The 18341-nt window shown below is 36.7% G+C and carries 14 protein-coding genes and 3 pseudogenes; 14 read left to right on the top strand and 3 right to left on the bottom strand.

All coding sequences use genetic code 11. From position 1 onward, the window contains the following. Positions 1-301: 301 nt before the first annotated feature. Together RMB03_RS18330 and RMB03_RS18325 are read left to right on the top strand one after the other, a co-directional pair. On the top strand, positions 302-3034 hold the full coding sequence (locus RMB03_RS18330; RefSeq protein ID WP_311077195.1) for a TonB-dependent receptor: 2733 nt from the start codon (positions 302-304) through the stop codon (positions 3032-3034). 67 nt (positions 3035-3101) lie between these two features. Next, positions 3102-5813 (top strand): M1 family metallopeptidase, encoded by a 2712-nt coding sequence (locus tag RMB03_RS18325; RefSeq protein WP_311077312.1) that lies wholly within the window; start codon positions 3102-3104, stop codon positions 5811-5813. A gap of 100 nt (positions 5814-5913) precedes the next feature. Here the strand turns inward: RMB03_RS18325 and RMB03_RS18320 are convergent, their stop codons facing one another. The 3 genes from RMB03_RS18320 to RMB03_RS18310 all read right to left on the bottom strand — a co-directional run bounded on the left by RMB03_RS18320 (position 5914) and on the right by RMB03_RS18310 (position 8153). Then, positions 5914-6498 carry an aminodeoxychorismate/anthranilate synthase component II gene (locus RMB03_RS18320; RefSeq protein ID WP_003650566.1) on the bottom strand — a complete coding sequence of 195 codons (585 nt, stop codon included), beginning with the start codon at positions 6496-6498 and terminating at the stop codon, positions 5914-5916. A gap of 247 nt (positions 6499-6745) precedes the next feature. Next, on the bottom strand, positions 6746-7207 hold the full coding sequence (locus tag RMB03_RS18315; protein WP_311077194.1) for a GNAT family N-acetyltransferase: 462 nt from the start codon (positions 7205-7207) through the stop codon (positions 6746-6748). 199 nt (positions 7208-7406) lie between these two features. Beyond that, a complete protein-coding gene (locus RMB03_RS18310) occupies positions 7407-8153 on the bottom strand; it encodes a LexA family transcriptional regulator (RefSeq protein WP_311077311.1) in 747 nt (248 codons plus the stop codon). Positions 8154-8352: 199 nt separating this feature from the next. Between RMB03_RS18310 and RMB03_RS18305 the strand changes: the two genes are divergently transcribed. From RMB03_RS18305 to RMB03_RS18250, 12 genes and pseudogenes are all read left to right on the top strand, one after another. After that, positions 8353-8478 (top strand): hypothetical protein, encoded by a 126-nt coding sequence (locus RMB03_RS18305; protein ID WP_311077193.1) that lies wholly within the window; start codon positions 8353-8355, stop codon positions 8476-8478. A 95-nt stretch (positions 8479-8573) separates the two neighbouring features. Next, on the top strand, positions 8574-8828 hold the full coding sequence (locus RMB03_RS18300; RefSeq protein ID WP_311077192.1) for a hypothetical protein: 255 nt from the start codon (positions 8574-8576) through the stop codon (positions 8826-8828). A 10-nt stretch (positions 8829-8838) separates the two neighbouring features. Continuing rightward, positions 8839-9767, top strand: a pseudogene (locus tag RMB03_RS18295) (helix-turn-helix domain-containing protein). After that, a complete protein-coding gene (locus RMB03_RS18290) occupies positions 9764-9877 on the top strand; it encodes a putative phage replication protein (RefSeq protein ID WP_311077191.1) in 114 nt (37 codons plus the stop codon). Before RMB03_RS18295 ends, RMB03_RS18290 begins: the two are co-directional and overlap by 4 nt. Continuing rightward, a pseudogene (locus RMB03_RS18285) lies at positions 9874-10304 on the top strand (DUF1064 domain-containing protein). Before RMB03_RS18290 ends, RMB03_RS18285 begins: the two are co-directional and overlap by 4 nt. Further along, positions 10285-10698, top strand: coding sequence for an antiterminator Q family protein (locus tag RMB03_RS18280; protein ID WP_311077190.1), 414 nt, complete (start codon positions 10285-10287; stop codon positions 10696-10698). Before RMB03_RS18285 ends, RMB03_RS18280 begins: the two are co-directional and overlap by 20 nt. A 585-nt stretch (positions 10699-11283) precedes the next feature. After that, positions 11284-11994: a hypothetical protein gene (locus tag RMB03_RS18275; RefSeq protein WP_311077189.1), complete on the top strand. Its 711-nt coding sequence runs from the start codon at positions 11284-11286 to the stop codon at positions 11992-11994. A gap of 79 nt (positions 11995-12073) precedes the next feature. Further along, positions 12074-12268, top strand: coding sequence for a hypothetical protein (locus RMB03_RS18270; protein ID WP_311077188.1), 195 nt, complete (start codon positions 12074-12076; stop codon positions 12266-12268). Positions 12269-12281: 13 nt separating this feature from the next. Further along, positions 12282-12493: pseudogene (locus RMB03_RS18265) on the top strand (hypothetical protein); the annotation flags it as partial. 235 nt (positions 12494-12728) lie between these two features. Further along, positions 12729-14483 (top strand): hypothetical protein, encoded by a 1755-nt coding sequence (locus RMB03_RS18260; RefSeq protein ID WP_311077187.1) that lies wholly within the window; start codon positions 12729-12731, stop codon positions 14481-14483. A gap of 225 nt (positions 14484-14708) precedes the next feature. Further along, complete coding sequence (locus RMB03_RS18255) at positions 14709-16538, top strand: hypothetical protein (RefSeq protein WP_311077186.1); 1830 nt, start codon at positions 14709-14711, stop codon at positions 16536-16538. Between the two features lie 140 nt (positions 16539-16678). Beyond that, positions 16679-18322 carry a hypothetical protein gene (locus RMB03_RS18250; protein WP_311077185.1) on the top strand — a complete coding sequence of 548 codons (1644 nt, stop codon included), beginning with the start codon at positions 16679-16681 and terminating at the stop codon, positions 18320-18322. The last annotated feature ends 19 nt before the right edge of the window (positions 18323-18341 follow it).

Raw genomic sequence — 18341 nt, 5'->3', positions numbered from 1 at the left:
GAAGGTTCGGCTTGTTGCGTTCCATGATTCACTAGCTACGGAGAGCTATGTTAGCAGAAAATAATCAAAGATTTTTGTTGTTCGATCATAGTTTTAAAAAATTTGCTCGTTTCTTACTTTAGTTTGATTAATAAACAGAATTTATTCATTGAAAAAGGTTTTAGTTTATTGTGAGTTTTTATGATAAAGAATTAACCATTTGGTATATCTTAAACATAAATATATCTAGGAAAAATGCGTATAAATCAACCAAATAAAAGTGGATATATTAGGGCGATCTTTATTTTGTCCATTAATAAATATGTATTTAAACAACTTGAAATATCGAGTAGCTTTAAAAAATAAGCACTCATTTGTTTTTGTATTTGTTGCACTATTTCATCCATTAGAAAGTTATGCCAAAGAAGCTGTAGAGCAACCACAAAAGCAAGCTAAAACAGATAAAGTAATACGTGTTGCTGTGACAGGTTCGAGGATTTCAAAAGCACAAAAAGATGGCCCGACCAGTGTAACCGTAATTACCGCAGCCGATATTGAAAAACAAGGTTTTAGTAATGCATTTGATGCGCTTAATAACCTGACGCAGAACACGGGTTTTGTACAAGGTGCCGATTATGGAAATACTTTTACGCCTGCGGCTAATGCTATTAGTTTACGAGGCTTAGGACCAAATCACACCTTGACTTTGATTAATGGACATCGGGTTGCAGATTATCCTGTACCGTACGATGGGTCTGTCAATTTCGTTAATTTAGCCAATATTCCAACTGCCATTATTGATCGTATTGAAATATTAAACGGTGGCGCCTCTGCTATTTATGGTTCAGATGCAATTGCAGGTGTCGTGAATATCATTCTGAAAAAGAAAACTGACGGTACTCAATTTAATATTAAGGCAGGCGGAACTAAAGAAGGTGGTGAGAATTTACGTTTACAACTGAGTGGCAGTAAAACTTTAGACAAGCTCAGTCTTGTTTATGGGGTTGAACTCAGTGGCCGTGAACCGATATGGGCAGCCGATCGAAATTTTATGTCGAGCCGAACTCGTTTGGGAGAGAAACCAGATACTATTGTTGGTCGTAAAGATGCCAATACTGGTAAATATCTTTCAATTGGTGGGTGTCAGGCTTTTAATGGTTTATTTAAGGGATCAGTAAATAATATAGGACAAGCTGGTGCAGACAATTGTGCCAGTGGTTTAGCGCGACCAACCTATTGGACTGTTCAAACCCAAAACCGTAGTCAAAATGGTTATCTCGGTTTGGATTACGAGTTAAATGATAAAACTCAATTGTTTGCAGATATTTTGATTGGTGCTAACCAAATCGAAAATAATACCCGTGGTCCGACATGGACCTCTTTAGGCGCATCGAGTGGTTATTTCCTAAATCAAGATTCGGGAAATTATGAAATTTGGAATCGACGTTTTGCACCTGAAGAATTAGGTGAGGTAGAACGCGTAAATAAAAAGTGGAAAGAACTTTCTTCTAACTTAAATTTTGGAATTCGAGGTGACATTGGAGAAACTAGTTGGCGTTATGAGGCAGCCTATAATGGTTCCATTTACACCAGTCAGCTAAGCCGCCAAGGCTTATTACGTGCGAATGTTGATGAATATTTCTTGGATAAGCAACTTGGTACAGATGCAGATGGTATTCCTATTTATTCACCTCATTTAGATCGTTTAAGTCGACCACTAACAGCAAGTGAATTTGAAAGTATTTCGGGAACCACAAAAGAAAAAGATAAGTCGTGGGCACAAAGTTTAACCTTAAGCGCGAATGGTGACGTATTTAAGTTACCTGCGGGAACTGCCAAACTTGCGGCTGTGGCTGAAATTGGGCGTCAAGGCTTTTCGATTAAGCCAGATCAGGCACTTGAAAATGGTGAGTTTTATAATGCGAGTTCTAGTGGCGAATATGGCGGTACACGTACCCGCCAAGCACTTGGTGCGGAATTATTCTTACCTTTAGCAAAACCATTAAATTTAACGCTGTCTGGACGTTATGACCGTTATGCTTTGTCAGATAACAGTATTGATAAGCTGACTTTCGGTTCAGGTCTAGAGTTTAGACCACATCCGACTTTATTGGTGCGAGGTAACTACGCGACCAGCTTTCGTGCACCAGATATGAATTATCTGTTTTTAAATAAACAAAAAGGTTATTTTCCAAGCACCACAGATTATTTACGTTGTAGCCAAACGGGACAACCTTTAGATAAATGTAGCTTTAAAGATTACTCGCCTGGGGCAAACTACACTTTAACTGGAAACAAAGAATTAAAACCTGAAGAGGGTAAATCTTATGGTGCAGGCTTTGTTTGGTCACCAACCAATAAATTTGATATCAGCGTCGATTACTGGGATATCAAAATTGATAATCTTGTGACGAACTTAAGTGAAGATAAAATTCTACGCTTAGAGGCAGATTGTCGATTAGGCAACCAAGATATTAACTCTGCGGCTTGTATCGATGCATTGGCACGCGTAGAACGTAACCCTGCAAATGCAGTTGTCGATCCAAATGTGATTAAGAATATTAATATTGTGCCGATTAATGCTGCGTCAGACCATACTCGTGGGATTGATTTCACCAGCAGATGGCGCTGGAAAACAGAGAGCTTTGGTAACTTTCTCTGGACGGTAAATTATAGCCGTGTATTAGAACATGAATATCAACAATCAAAAGATAGCGAGAAAGATGACTATTTAAAAGATTTAACCATTCCTGATTGGCGTGACCGTTTTAATACTAGTCTAAGTTGGAGCTTTGGTGATTGGGCATCAACAGTGTTAGTTAATCGTTATGGCAAGATTCCAAACGGCGACCAGACTGTCTATCTAAGCCCAACTTATTTAGTGAACTGGAGTGGTACTTATCAAATCTCTCCAAAAGCTTCTGCTTCAATCATTATTAATAACTTGTTTGACAAGGTGAAACGAGATGACACGGGCGGTTGGCCGTATTATCCAGTAGGATCATATTCACCATTCGGCCGTCAAGGTTGGTTGGAGTTTAACTATAAATTCTAAGAATGATATGTGGATGCAGTGAAGTGGTACAGCATTTGCTGCATCTTTTTATTTAAAACTACAGAGGATAAAACCCCTTATGCTGGTCAAGCCTTCATTTAAAAAAAGATTGCTACTTACAACATTATTATCTTTATCAGCAACACAGATTTTTGCATCGAATAACAGTGAACAAATCCCGATTGGTAAATTACCCGAGTGGGTCGTACCAGAATCTTATGATTTAGATTTTAAAATTGATCCTGCACAGAAAGGCTATACCGGTAAAACCACCATTCATTTAAAGCTGGCTCAAGCCACAGATCATATTTGGATTCATGGTAAATCTTTAACGGTGAAAGATGTGAATATCACATCGGCAGAGGGTACTAAAACCAAGGCAAAATATGAGCAAGCCTCTGAGGTAGATGGAGTGAGTAAAATTAAATTTGCCAAGACTTTGCCCGCAGGTCAGTATCAACTCGTTCTAGATTTTAATGCGGCGTATGACCAGCAGCTCGATGGTATTTATAAAATTGAGTTTGAGGGTAAACCTTATGTCATGACTCAAATGGAAGCAATTAGTGCACGCCAGTCATTTCCGTCATTTGATGAGCCACGTTTTAAAACGCCGTTTAATATTCGTTTGACGATTCCAAGCAAATATTCAGGTTTTGCAAATACCCAACAAACATCTGAGCAAGCAGAGAAGTCGGGTTGGAAAACCCTAAGTTTTGCACAAACCAAACCACTACCAACTTATTTACTTGCTTTGGCTGTTGGACCTTGGCAATTACAAAAAGGGCTAGATATTGGAGCAACTTCATGGCGTAAGCAGCCTATCCAGTTACGTGGTATTGCGCCTGATGCTAAAGCTGAAAAAATGCAGCATGCCTTATCTGAAACACCAGCCATTTTAAAAACTTTAGAAGATTATTTTGCCTTTGGTTATCCATTTGACAAGCTCGATTTACTTGCTGCGCCAGACTTTGCTGCTGGGGCCATGGAAAACCCAGGGCTAATTACTTTCAGAGACTATCTAATGTTGCTCGATAAGGATTCGCCAGTCTCTTTTGTGCAGAATTCATTTAATGTCAATGCACATGAGCTGGCGCATCAATGGTTTGGTGATGTCGTCACGATGCCGTGGTGGGATGATCTGTGGCTCAATGAATCTTTTGCTACATGGATGCAAAGTAAAATTACTCAAAAATTACATCCCGAATTTAATGCTGACCTAGAACGTATTACAGACACTGCAGATGCGATGAAAAGTGATAGTTTGGTGAGTGTACGTCGTATTCGTCAGCCTATTTTAAGCAATGCCGATATTCAAACTGCTTTTGATGGCATCACGTATCAAAAAGGGGCTGCTGTTTTAAATATGTTTGAAAGCTATTTAGGCGAAGAAAAATTCAAACAAGGTGTGCGCAATTATATTAATAAGCACCAATATAGTAATGCGACAGCCAATGATTTAATTAGCGCTTTAGCAGAGCAGTCTGGGCAAGGTGAGCGTTTTACTAGAGCGATGAAAAGTTTTCTTGATCAACCGGGTGTGCCTTTAATCAACACCTCATTACAGCAAGAAGGCAATAAAGTTTTTTTAAATGTGAAGCAAACCCGTTATTTACCTGTGGGCTCAAAAGGAGATGCGAGAAGCCTGTGGGGAGTACCATTATGTGTACGTTATGAAGTTCCAAATGCAGGCAGTAAAGTTCAGTGTGAACTGGTAGACAAAGCAGAAGCCAAGATTGAACTCAAAGGTGCTAGCCTTGGCAGTTGGTATATTCCAAATGCAGATGCGGCAGGATATTACCAATTTAGTTTGCCACAAAAAGAGTTTGCTCGTCTGAATGCCGCTACAGAAAAGCTTTCTAACAGTGAACAGTTGGCCTATGCCTATGCAATCTCAGCTGCTTTTAACCACGGTGATATTAATTTATTGGCTGTAGTAGATGCTGCGAAGAAATTTGCCAATTCAAATAGCCGACAAATTAGTACAGCATTGTTTTCCCAGTTAAGTACCATTCATCGTCATGTATTGAAAACAGAAGTTGAACGTGAACATTTTAGAAAAGTCTTGGCTAATTTATATTTACCTAAATTAAATCAGTTAGGTTATGTAAACAAAACAGGTGAATCAGCCGAAGACAGTTTATGGCGTAGTGAGTTGGTTAAGTTTCTTGCTTTGGATATTCAAGTTCCTGAAGTTCGTACACAACTGTTAAAACAGTCAGATGCTCTATTTGCTCAAAAGCAACTTAACTTTGCGCAAGTAACACCTGAATTATTACCAACCATTTTAGCTGTACGTGTACAAGAAAAAGGCCAGCCTGCTTTTGATCGTTTATCTGGAGAACTACAACGCGTGACTCAACCGACACAACGTCTTGCGATTCTTACAGCCCTAGGTTCGGCAAATCAAGAAGCAACACGCCAACAAGCACGTCAGTTGATTTTAAACCCGCGTGTTAAAGTCGGGGAAGTTCGTACCGTAGTTAACTCAATCAATAATTATGGAGGTGAGCAAGGTGGTTTATGGTCTTGGTTTAAAGTAAATCATGACGCCGTGTTTGATCGTTTAGGTAAATCTTCGGCTGGGCGTTTTCCTGCAATGTTTAGTGGGACAGCCTGTACCCAACAACAGGCAGTACAGTTAAATGACTTTTTTGCACCACGAACTAAAGAATTGGTCGGGGTTGAAAGAGGATTGAAACAGACCAAAGAGCGTATTCAACTCTGCGAATCTTTGGTTGCAAAACAAGATGGATCAATTGTGCAACAGTTAAAGTTGTAATTGATGCAACCATAAAAAAGCCAACTGATCATAGTTGGCTTTTTTATTCAGGTTACTTATCAAATCTAGTCATTTTTAAAATGACTTATTTGAAGCTGAATTATGCATAAATATCTAAAAAGTTTTTAAAGATTTGATGACCATGTTGGCTCAAGATTGATTCTGGATGGAACTGCACACCTTCAACAGGCAATGTCTTATGTTTGACACCCATAATTTCTTCCATTGAGCCATCTGCTTCATTGGTCCAGCACGTTACTTCAAGGCAATCAGGCAGTGTTTGCTGATCGATCACCAATGAGTGATAACGGGTTGCCGAGAATGGGCTAGGGAGATTACTGAAAATACCTTTATTGCTATGGTACATATCAGATAAACGTCCGTGCATCACCGTTTTGGCTCTTACAATGTTTCCGCCAAAAGCTTGCCCAATACTTTGATGCCCTAAACACACGCCAAGCAAAGGAATTTTTCCGGCAAAGTGATTAATTGCCGGAATAGAAATACCTGCTTCACTTGGAGAGCAAGGGCCAGGACCAATAACCAGATATTTAGGTTGCCATCGTTCAATATCCTCTAATGTGACTTGATCATTGCGAACAACTTTTACTTCCTGATCCAACTCGCCAAAGTACTGGACGATGTTGTAGGTAAAAGAGTCGTAATTGTCGATCATTAGAAGCATTTTGAGTCTAACCTCTTGATATATGATATTTATTTAAATAGCTGTTTGATTTTTTCACCTGTTTAATTACCCGTTTTTAGTCTCTCACCAAAAATCTTAGGCAAAAATAAAGCCGCTATCTAAGCGGCTAATGTACCAGAATTTCCTTAGCTTGTAATAACTTCATGCTTTATTGCTAGCAAAAGCATATTAATAATTATAAGTTGATGTATTTCTTAAACTAAAAACAGTGAAGTAAATCGGTAATTTAATTTGAAACTGCCTTTGTATTAGTGGGCAAAAGTTGCCATACAAAATTTTCTTGATTCAGTGGGGTAAAGCCTATTTTTTTATAGAGACCTGAGGCTGTACTCGTAAGTAACATAATTCTGCGGAGTTTAAGAGACTCTAAGTGTTCTACGCAACACTCCATTAACCAGCGTCCTAACCCCATTTTTTGAAACTCATCGATTACAAAAACATCTTTTACATAAGCAAAAGTTGCATAGTCTGTAATGATACGAGCAAGGCCAATTTGTTGGTTGTTCGGATCATATAACCCAAAGCATAAACTATGCTTTATAGCGGTTTGCATTGTTTCTAAATCAATCCCTTTTGCCCATTTTGAATGATATAAAAATGAATGAATAACTTCTATGTTGAGTTTAGAAGGATCTGTAGAAACAGTATAATGATCATCACGTGTGACTGTGAAATTCGATAACTGCATAGGAAAACCCTTTAATTCAAAGAATTATTGAATAAGGTTAAAAATAGCATAGTGCATACAAAGTTTTCTTCAAAGCTACCCCTATTTAGTTACCATTATGTTTCGTAATTACTCATAAAAATTAAAAAATTCTCGAAGAATAATGGCTAATGGTTGATAAAATATCGGTGAAAAAGTTCGATTTACTTTATTAGTTTAATTATCCTGCACGCCAAACTTGAAGGCCCATAACTTTAAAATTGATGCCGTTCTGTTCTGTTACTTTACGATCTCTATATTTTTCATTCAGGCTATGGAGGACCAAATTTCCCCCTTCTTCTTTGAAAACTCTCTTAATCATTCCTTCCCCTTCGAAGTAGACAGCATAAATTTCACCATCAATGATCTCGGTTTGCGATATATCAATACCAACTAGATCATCATGGAAAATATACTCTTCCATGCTGTCCCCTTTAGCTTTTATTAGCTTTAAGTATTTAGGTTCTACAGCTTTCCTATGAAAGAAAGAGGGAGGGAATGGATACTTCCCGTTAATTACATCAAAATGGAACTCAATAGATTCCCCAGTACCACATGAAAAACTAGCTTCCACGACATCTATCCATACATAACCGTTAGCCACTTCATACTCAACAACATCTGCATCCATGATGTCGTCTGTATCAAATGATACATCTTCTTTTTTAGTAAGCCCATGCTTTGCCATGAACTCTTGCATATTGAAGTTATCAATCTTTGCAGACTTTTTCCCATTAAGAAGCCACCCCGCATCAACTTCAAGTAATGCGGCGAGTTTATCTAGGGTTTCTTTACTAATCTGTCCCTTTTTCCACTTTGCTGGAGCCTGAGCAGAAAGACCAATTAAAGTAGCGGCTTTCGACCAAGATAACTTCTTTGCTTTTAGGGCATCCTGAATACGTTCAACCATTGTGCTCATCGTGATCATTACTTGTAACCTTTGGTTGAATTTTAGTTTAAAAGAATCTATTTGTGAAGTACACATGAGTTGAAACCTTTTTTAACTTGTGGTTTAATTTAAGTGTAAGTTGGGTTTAAATAAGGTTTAATTTATGAGTGTTGTTCAACAAGCTATTAACACTATTGGTGGACGAATCAATGCAGTCTCTCTACTTGGGGTCTCTTAAGTGGCCGGAAGAAAAATGGCAGAAAAAGGTGTATTGCTTCGTACAAACTACACAGGCGAAACCCGTTACACACCAATCCTTGGACACGTTTTTCAGCATCTAACTTTGGAGCATCCATATCTATGACCGAATCTGGATTGTTGCCCACTCTCAAAGCATCAGATGTCAAGATAATGGGTTGTCCATCGGAGCGGAACAGAAAAAGTCCTTGTTTGGAATCGATGGTAAATATATGGCCAACACCGAAAGCATTGGATTGGAACAAGAGAAGGAGTGTCAGCCATCATCCGAGAACTGGTTTACCGGATGCAGTTGTGAAGTTTCCAATTCCAATTGCGAGCGATTTAAGCAAGGGGGGCCGTTTGAACCCAAATTGGGTCGAATGGCTTATGGTGTGGCCAATCGAGGGGACCAGCTTAAAACTATTGGAATTGAACAAGTTTCAATCGTGGCTAAAAGCACATTTAAATTTTTAGGGAAAGGTCTATGAGCTTAGATACAACGATTTGGGCGTGGAAATCACGCCAAAAACAAAGAGTCAGTGGTGCTTTGAAGCCATTTAAAAAGTTAGTTCTTCTTTCACTGGCTGACCGTGCTGGTGAAGATCATTGCTGTTATCCAAGCATTGCTCGTCTTGTCCAAGATACAGAAATGGATCGAAAAACAGTTCTTAAGATTATAGATGAATTAATTGAGGATGGATTTATTATTGATACAGGTAAGCGTGAAGGTAAAACTAAGCAAATTAAAGTTTACCATTTAGTTAGTGTTAAAAGCCGAGAAACAGTTCCATCAACACTACACTTTGACAAGGGAAATGATGATTTAAACAGTATCAATAATAGAACAGTTCCGACAACGGAACAGTTCCAACAATTCCAGCAAAGAGTTCCAACAATTCCAGCAAAGAGTCCCAACGTTGGGACACGGAATCTACCAAAGAAACTATTAGAAGAATCTAAAAATAAAAAAATATGGCTGAATTTGAAAAAACTTCGTGAAGAAATTCTTTTGGCAACTGATGAGGAAACTTACGAGCATTTGAACTCTACAACGCTGAAAAGAATCTTTGTGATGAACTCATGCTTTACCACTTTGCAGATTGGTTAATCAACGCATTTTGTAAGTACCAAGTTCGTGAACAAGCAAAAAAAACAACTACTGAATCACAATCACAAGTTCGAACCACCAAAGGAGAATTAAAAATACTCAGTTCTAAACAAATTTACGCATTTGCTCAAAAACTTTCTGTACATCCAGAGTTTGCAAGCAGATATGCGGAAAGTAATGAAAGCTATGAACAACTAGCTGCTCGTATTGCCGTAAAACTTGCTGATCTCGAGCAACAACAAAAATTGATGCCATACCTTAAGCAAGTTGGATTCCAATCAAATCGTAATGGAGAAATAACATGAATAAATTTGAGATTTTAGCGTGGGCAATGCTCATTTCAATTGTAACAGGGGTTATCTGTGGTGTTGTAGTGCTTTGGTGGCATTCAAGTAAGGAGGCTATTGAGGAATGACATCCATGAGCCTTGCTGAATATCACTTAAAGTTAAAGTGTCCAAAGCCTGAAAAATCTAAAATGGGTCCTAATAAATTTAATGCTTCAAAAATTAAATTAGATGGGATGACTTTTGATAGCACAAAGGAATACAAGCGCTATATCCAACTCAAGGCTCAACAACGGGTGGAATTAAAGATTTGCAGCACTATACAAAATTCGAGTTAGCGCCCAAAACAAAAATTGAAGGAGAGAAAAGAACTAAACCTGCACTTAGATACTTTGCTGATTTCACTTACTTTACTGCTACTGGTGTTTCTGTAGTTGAGAATGTGAAGTCAGCAGCAACACGTAAGCTAGCAAGTTATCGAAACAAAAAACACCTTATGAAAACAGTACACAATATTGATGTGAGGGAATTTAAAGATGAATGCAAAAGTAAATAATAAGATAATGGACTGGTCTAAACGTTCCGCTCATCAGTGGCTTGAACAATATGGTTTGTGGGTAAGATCTACGAAATTTAAAGTTTCAGCAAATCCTTTAGCTATATTAATTGACCAAAATGACACAACTAGAATCAGGGCAAGTAAGGTTTCTATCCCTTGCGTTATTGAAGATTTTGAAGCAGTTGAGGTAGGTAAACTATTGGCAAAAATGCATAGTGATAAAAGAGATTTTTTGCAAGAAAGATCTTGGTTTTTAATACTTTATTATGAAAATAATTGGTCTTATCTAACAATTGCCAATGTTCATAAATGCAGTAAAGCAAAAGTCCGTTCAGAAATTGATAAAGGCCTTGCATATTTAGATGGAAAAATAGAGGTGTTGCAATATTGACAATGCAGCACAGTTAGTATAAATTTATGTTAAGGTGGGACGAAGTTATGGTCGAACACCAAAGATATTTTAAAGCTCACTTATTAGTGGGCTTTTTTTATTGATTAAAATTGATTTTATTGCTTTTGAACTGTCAACAGAAAACAGTATTAAGTTTTGATGGCTTGTTAAATTAAAATTTCTTTAATTTTAAAGGCTATTCACATGAAAAAACCATTAGCTATCCTTTGGAAAAAATCTGAATTTCAAAACATTATCGTCACAAACACTGATGGTAAGGAGTATAAGGGGAAGATTTTGTTATCAGGAGTCTTGTACAACAGGCTCGTACTCAATTAATTGGAACAACAAAAATTCATCACTTAATTATTAATGATGAGAAGTTCAATAGATCGGGGGAATGATTCATTTTGCTCTGATAAAGGTGAAGTGATGACATTAATATGATTTGCCTAAATTACCGGACGCATTACGGTGCGAAGCCCTGCTAAATACTAGTTATTGGCGGGGCTTTTTATTTTTCAGTTTCTACCACCCAGCTCTATCACATATAAATGATAGGGCTTTTTTTATGAGGAAACCTTCATGGTTACTACCCCAAAACAAGCAACAATTGAAACTTTAACAAATACAAACTTACCTGCTGGTCATACAGTGCTGGTTAGGATTGACGATTCGACTAGTTATGACCAAGTGTTGAGTAATGTTGAAGCAATTAATGCATTACCAGGTTTTACTGTCATTGGTGTAACTAGTCTTCCAAATCCTCCAGCATCGGCTTGGTATTTGGATAACTGTACATATGAAAATGGTGTTTTAACTCCAGTAGGCGAGCCATTAGATTTTGGTACACCTGAAGCACCAATAATCATGTACGGTTACCATGCAGCTACTAAAGCTAATATTGGCGATACGCTTGAAGTTGTGGCTGAGAACTTTTTAAGTGCTACAGGTAATGTCCATAGTGGTGTTCGTTTACAAACCACTTTTGATAGTTACGATTTAGGCGGTTCTGATATTGGTTATAACAATACTTACGATGAGATGAATGATTTCTTCTCATTGTTAGATACTTTGTTCAATACACAAAACTTACCTGTTAAGTATTCAATGAAATATGTATCTGCAACTGAAATTGAGCATGTGATTACCTCAGTTGATGGTTTAACTGAAATTCATCGTTATAACCAGACTATTACAGCGTTCACTGAAGATGTTTACTTCAACCTCACTCTTGTATGCCAGAATAGCAATGAAGTGACTCCTACGACTATTAAAGTGATTCCTGCTGTTTAATATTCGTTGAAAATTAAGAAATGAATTCTAGCTCCACTTGATTCCTTGATTGAGTGGAGTTTTTATTTCTGGAGAATTTATGACAGGATTTCAAAAAATTACCAATGAAATTAAACAGATCCAAGCAGAACTTAATCATATAGGCAGTTGTTCAACACAAGAACTAACTCAAGAAGAGATCGCTCAATTAGATGAGCGTTTTTTTATGGCTTTAGAAAAACATAATAAATTAATTGCTCGGCTTAATAATAAACCTGAATATTTTTTATCGTAGTGGAGGTGTTGGCATGGACTCGAAGCAATATATTAAGCTCACAGGAAAGACAGAAGTCAAATCCAAACCAAAGAATAGGTAATTATCCAAAGCCAAGCAAAATTATTTAGAAGCTCAAAAGACCCTTAATCAAGAATTAAAAGAAACGGCCATTCGCTTCGAAAGCAATTTTCTACCTATCCTAAACATTGGCGCTTTGATTTTCACATAGTGAAGTTGAGATTGAGGCCGGGCATCCGACTGGTGGACATGGTAACAAATCTACCAATAGGGGCACAAGAAAGTGGAATTACCACGGCATGACTGAAGGTCAGCCGACACGAGGTGGCACAGCAATTGGCGGAGTAGCACCACTAACAACTAAGCTGATCAATGGAGGGAAAATTTTACAAACTGCTTAATCTTATTAGCACCAATAAAGGGTGCTTTTTATTTTCATAGATATTTAAAGGTACATAAAATGGCTACAGTAAATGCAACTGACGTTATTGATGGTTCAGAAAATCAAAAGCAGATTAATGATAAAACAATTCAGGTGGTCAATACACTTAATGATCTTATTAGTGCGGTCCCGAGAGAAGATGGACAGATTGTTCGGGTTTTATCCTATCATACCCCAATATCTGGATTAATAAATCCTAGGACTGGTGGCGGTTTATTCGTATGGAGCGGAACAGAAAGTAAAAGTAAGCATGATGGTGGATATACTATTGATCCATTAATAACTTTACCAGGTTTTGCTAATTTTAATACTTACTATAATGCTACCAATACAGGAAATGGTTGTTGGGTCCGTATTGACAGTACTTCTGAAATTGATGCTGAGAATTATGGTTTGAGTCAAGATTCAACATTTGTATGGTCTTGTGCAGCTATGAATCAGGCGTTGTATTATGCCGCATCATTTAATTTGCCTCGTACTGTTAAAATCGGGACAGGTACTTTTAGAACGACTAATCCTATTATCATTTCTAAAATCCATGCTGCACAAGGAACTTCTGTCTACTATCGAGTACCAAAATTAATAGGCGCAGGACGTGGAGCAACTGAATTCATCAAAACTACGACTAATCATGTAGGTAGTGGCTATCTTACGGATAATATTGATGCGGTTATTTTTGTATGCCCAAAAGATGGTGATCTATATGGTATGTATGATCGTGTCGAAGGTATTTCAGTTTATCGATATGGTTCAGTTGCTGGAACAGGTTATGGTTTCTATTTACGAGCAAATATTTATGGAAGTCGAAATGACCTAAGGGTAGTTGGGTGTGATAAAGGATATTTTCAAACTGATTGCTGGATGTCCCAAGTCAACAATATCTTAACGGATAATACTGTTTCGCTTGGTATTGGGATTACATCTGGTACATCAGTAACGGGTCGCAATCTGTATGTTACGAACTCTCAGGGAGTTGGTATTGATCTATCTGCGCTTACTTACTCTGATTTATCTGTACATGCTGATGGCTGTGGTACCGGATCACCAGATGGTGCTAATGCTATTCAAGGTTCCTTAACTCACTCAACACGGTTATTGGCCTCTGTTGAGAACCACAAAGGAACGGAATTTTATTTTACAAATAGCCGTGGCGTCGTAATTACTGGGCGTAGTTATAATACAGCTGATATTTCAACTACAGTACCAAAAATAAAAATCGACTATGAATCAAATATTAAATTCGTTGGTTTTGATTGGGAAAAAACATTCAGTAATAGAACACAAGTTGAGGCTGAAAAATATACGTTTTTATCTCGGATTAGTTCACCAAATGTAAGCTTTGAAAATTGTACATTTAACGATTATTTTAAGGATTTTCCATATAAGCTATCTGATTCACGATTAGTGTCTGAATATACGTCTACAGGCTATCGTGAGGTAGATCGAACTATTTATTCGAAGGTTATTTTCACGGGTACAACATATAAAAAATCTGCTTATGTTGGTGATTGTGGCCGGTTCTTTATTGAAAAAGCAATTTGTACAAATCCTGCCTATGACCGTTATTTTGAATCTGCAGTTGCTGGTTATAAAAAATCATCTGTATCAACAAATGCCAGTTCGCCTACACAACTATCTACTGCTTATTACGTAGATGGCGTGCTTAATACAATTAATATTTGGGGATACATAGATACCAATGGTTGGATCTGGCTTCGAAATGATGTAACTGGCGGTAATAATTTAGAGTATCAATTTATTATTCGTAAATGATATGTCAATCTGTTTTTTTAATATTTTTAGATATATAAAATGATAAACAGTAATAATATTAATGAAATGTCTATTTGTGAAAAATTTAGGAAGCCCTTTGTGAAGCATTGGGCTTTTTTTATTACCTATAATCTGGAGGGAAATATTTGCAAACATCTTAATTGGAATAATCAAAATGTGTTACTCGAATAAATAACTTGTCTCTATTAATAAAGGAAACTAAAAATGGAAGTATATGAAAGTATTAGTGACTTATTGAATATTCAAAATCCTATAAATAGTCAAACTGTTTATGTGAAGTCCTACCATATTGGTAAAGGAAAAGGAGGTGGGGATTTCAGTTATGATTCAACAAAATCAGCAATAACTGACGGAGGTTTAGTTTTTAATGGGTGGGTTCGTCAAAATATTGTAGTGCCAGATGTATATATGTTTGGCGCTTATGGGAATTGGAATGCTACAAATCAAATAGGTAATGATGATACGGTTTCTTTTCAAAAATGTATTGATTACATCATGTCCAATGAAAATACCATGCGACAAGGTGGTAAGCGATTTATGTATATCCCAAGTGGAAATTTTAGATTATCAAGTTTAACAATATTAGCCCCTAATAGTGGCTTCGGATTTGAAATGTATGGGGATGGCTCTTCAACTAATCTATGGTTTGACCCTACTGGAAATGGAATTGAAGTTCTTTCTGAATATACAAGATATCGTTCAATAAGATTCAATGGCTCACTAAAAGCTGTTTATCCGGATTTAAACAATCCAGCAATTCCATATATATTTCGGTTTAAAATATCTTATAAGTATCTTGATATTGATGCAGTTTTTGATGACTGTGATGTTTCTTGGTACAACTCATTTGCTCGTGTTTCAGGTCGAGGATTTACTTTTAGAAATGGTGGAGCTGGAATGGGTGGAGCAAATGGCTTTCTTGAGATTGCTTGTGATTCTGATTTGATTGTTGCCGGTGATACCCCAGCTATGCACTCTGTAGAGAGTGGAATGCGCCACTTTAAGATTCACAACAATCGCTTTGATGTCACCTCACTTCTTGTAAAAGTAACAGGAACTCATGCTATCAAAGACTATATTAATGGGTTATCGATTTCACATAATGAGATAACTATTGCGGGTCGACTTGTCTATTCAGAAGATTGTACGTTAATTAAGCCAATTTTTTCTAATAATATTGCTATTGCTAGTTTTAAATCAAGTTCATACGAGGGAGTAGTATCAGTACCTAGAGCTATTGATGTTAAGGATATTAATAACACATGGACAAATTTTATTGATAAAAACAATATTGCAAATTCCCGTGATAAAGGTATTTCATTTGTCCATAGATATACAGACGTGGATGGTCTTTTGATTATGGGTACAACTGCAAAAGATCTAGTTTTTGGTGTGGTTAAAACGACTGGAGTTGCTAAAAATATAAAGGTTTTAAATAATATATTTGAAGGTTTTGGTGATCTACAGAATAATGCTTGTGTACTGCAAGCAACACTCCAGCCAGAAAATCTAAAAATCATAGATAACACATTTAGCTCAAAATCGGACTTTTCCAAGAAGTGGATTGATGGACCTATTTCTGGTAATAGCACTATTATCATTCGTGATAATACGACTGATAATAATTTTCCAGATGAAAGACTTCAGTATATTCCAAAGATATTAGTTAATGGCGCTATAAATCCTAATGTAACTATTACAGATTCTGTTGGCTATTACAGTATTGAAGGTAAATATATTACTGTTGAATTCTCAATTCTACTTAACTCAACTCTTACAAGTGGAAATCTATCAATTACATTACCTGTTTCAGGTGTTCCTGAACGTACAGTAATTTCGAACTATATTTCAGGTCATGGTCTAATTACTCAGTCAACTGGTTTCAATATTTCCAATAATATTGCGATTAATGTGACTGCTAATACTGAACAAAGGGCGAATCTTTTAGTATTAAATGCACCTCTAGACTTATCTACTAAGTCTGCATCGAATATGCTTTTAATTGGATCATATAGATATAAATTTAAAGTATAAATTGTATGAATTAATGAGCACCCCCAATGGGTGCTTTTTTATTGCCTATGAACTGGAGAGTGAATTATGTAGATTATTGATTATTAATATAAATTTAAATTTGTTGATGGAAGTTTAATTTTTTTGTAAAGGTGATAAAAATGGAAATATATGAAAGTATTAATGAATTATTAAATATTCAAAATCCGGTAAATGGTCAAACTGTATATGTGAAATCCTATTATTCAGGACAAAAAAGAGGTGGCGGCCATTTCATTTATGATTCAACAAAATCTACCCAGAATGATAGTGGAACTGTTTTTAATGGATGGGTGCGGCAAATAGGTTTTGGTGAGTTGTACCTCAGTTGGTTTGGTGCAAAATTTGATGGCTCAGATGATGCAGCCGCTTATCAAGCAGTAATTAATGCGTCAGATAATGAAACGACAATTTTTGCAGATGGCGACTTTACATTTAGCGCTGTTGATTATGGAACAAAAGCTGTAAGTCTTCGTGGCGTACCCTCAATTTCTGCACAAACATTAAAGACAACTATTCGAATTAGTGGCGCGGGAATCAAGTGTAATACTCAAAAAGTAAAACTTGCATATATTGATTTCCAATCGACTGGTACTAAAACAGATAATTTAAATATCTGTTTACTTACGAATAGTAAAATTAATGGTGCATGGGTTCATGTTTTAAATTGTCGAGCATCAGGTTTTTCAGGCCATCTAATTTTTGCTAAAGATCTTATTGATTCAAAAATCAGTGGATTTATTCCTAACAGCAATAATATTGTATTTAAGTTTGTAAAAGATGAGTGGGAAAATAATACGACTATTCAACTTGAAAAAGTTTATGCCCAAAATAATACATTGTTATTTGATGCTGATTACTGTACTCAATCTTCAATGATTGATTGTATTTTTGAGTTTAATACCTCAATGGGGCATATCAATAATGGTGTTTGGACAATCGTCAATTTATACACAGAGAATAATAGTGCTCCTTTAACTGCAACTAATACACGGTTATTAAGAATGTATCATTTTGCGTTTACTGCAAATGATACGATTAATGTTACGCAGCCTGACCTAGATTATATTGATAAAGGGACTAGCTTATTTACTCCACGTGTAGCTGGAGTTTTCGAATTACAAAAGGAATTTGAGCGTTTCAAACGTATTACCCCTTCATTTTCTGGATCTACGTGGACCAAATTAGGTACTGCGGCTATAGGCGAGGCTGGAATTCTATGTTTAGAGATCCTTGGAACGAATAGCTATACTCAAGGAAATCCTTCTGCTTCTTCTGCGTTAGGGAAAACAATAGTATTTGCACAGTGTAAAAATAACTCAAATGCTGTAAATGCAAATATCCAAGCCACATGGCATCACATAGGAAATGGGGCAGGTATTCAAGAGGTACGTTTCGTACAAACATCTACCAATAGGTATGTTTATGATGTTTATGTCCTTCAGTCTTCAAATGCATATATTTCTTGTGCAGCAGAAATTAGTGGTGGTGATGCATTTGTTTGGGATATACAACGCTTAGTTTCAAAACCTGCAGGTGGAGGTTCAGGAGATGTAAATACACCAACAATGCTAATTGCATATCCTTATATCAAGCTTCAAGCTGGTTCTGGATACATTGGAGTAGACGAATCTGGCAATCCAATGTTGGGTGGTTTTTCAAGCACTTCCGCAACAGCTGGATCAGCCAATGTCTTACCTGCACAACCAGCAGGATATCTATCAATTAATATCAACGGTATTGTTCGGAAAGTTCCATATTATTAATAGTAAACAAAGGCCTTAA

It is taken from the genome of Acinetobacter sp. V91_7 (assembly GCF_031799075.1).
Classification (GTDB): Bacteria; Pseudomonadota; Gammaproteobacteria; order Pseudomonadales; family Moraxellaceae; genus Acinetobacter; species Acinetobacter calcoaceticus.
Note: the sequence above shows the minus strand (reverse complement) of the source record. Positions and strands in the feature narration are given on the sequence as shown.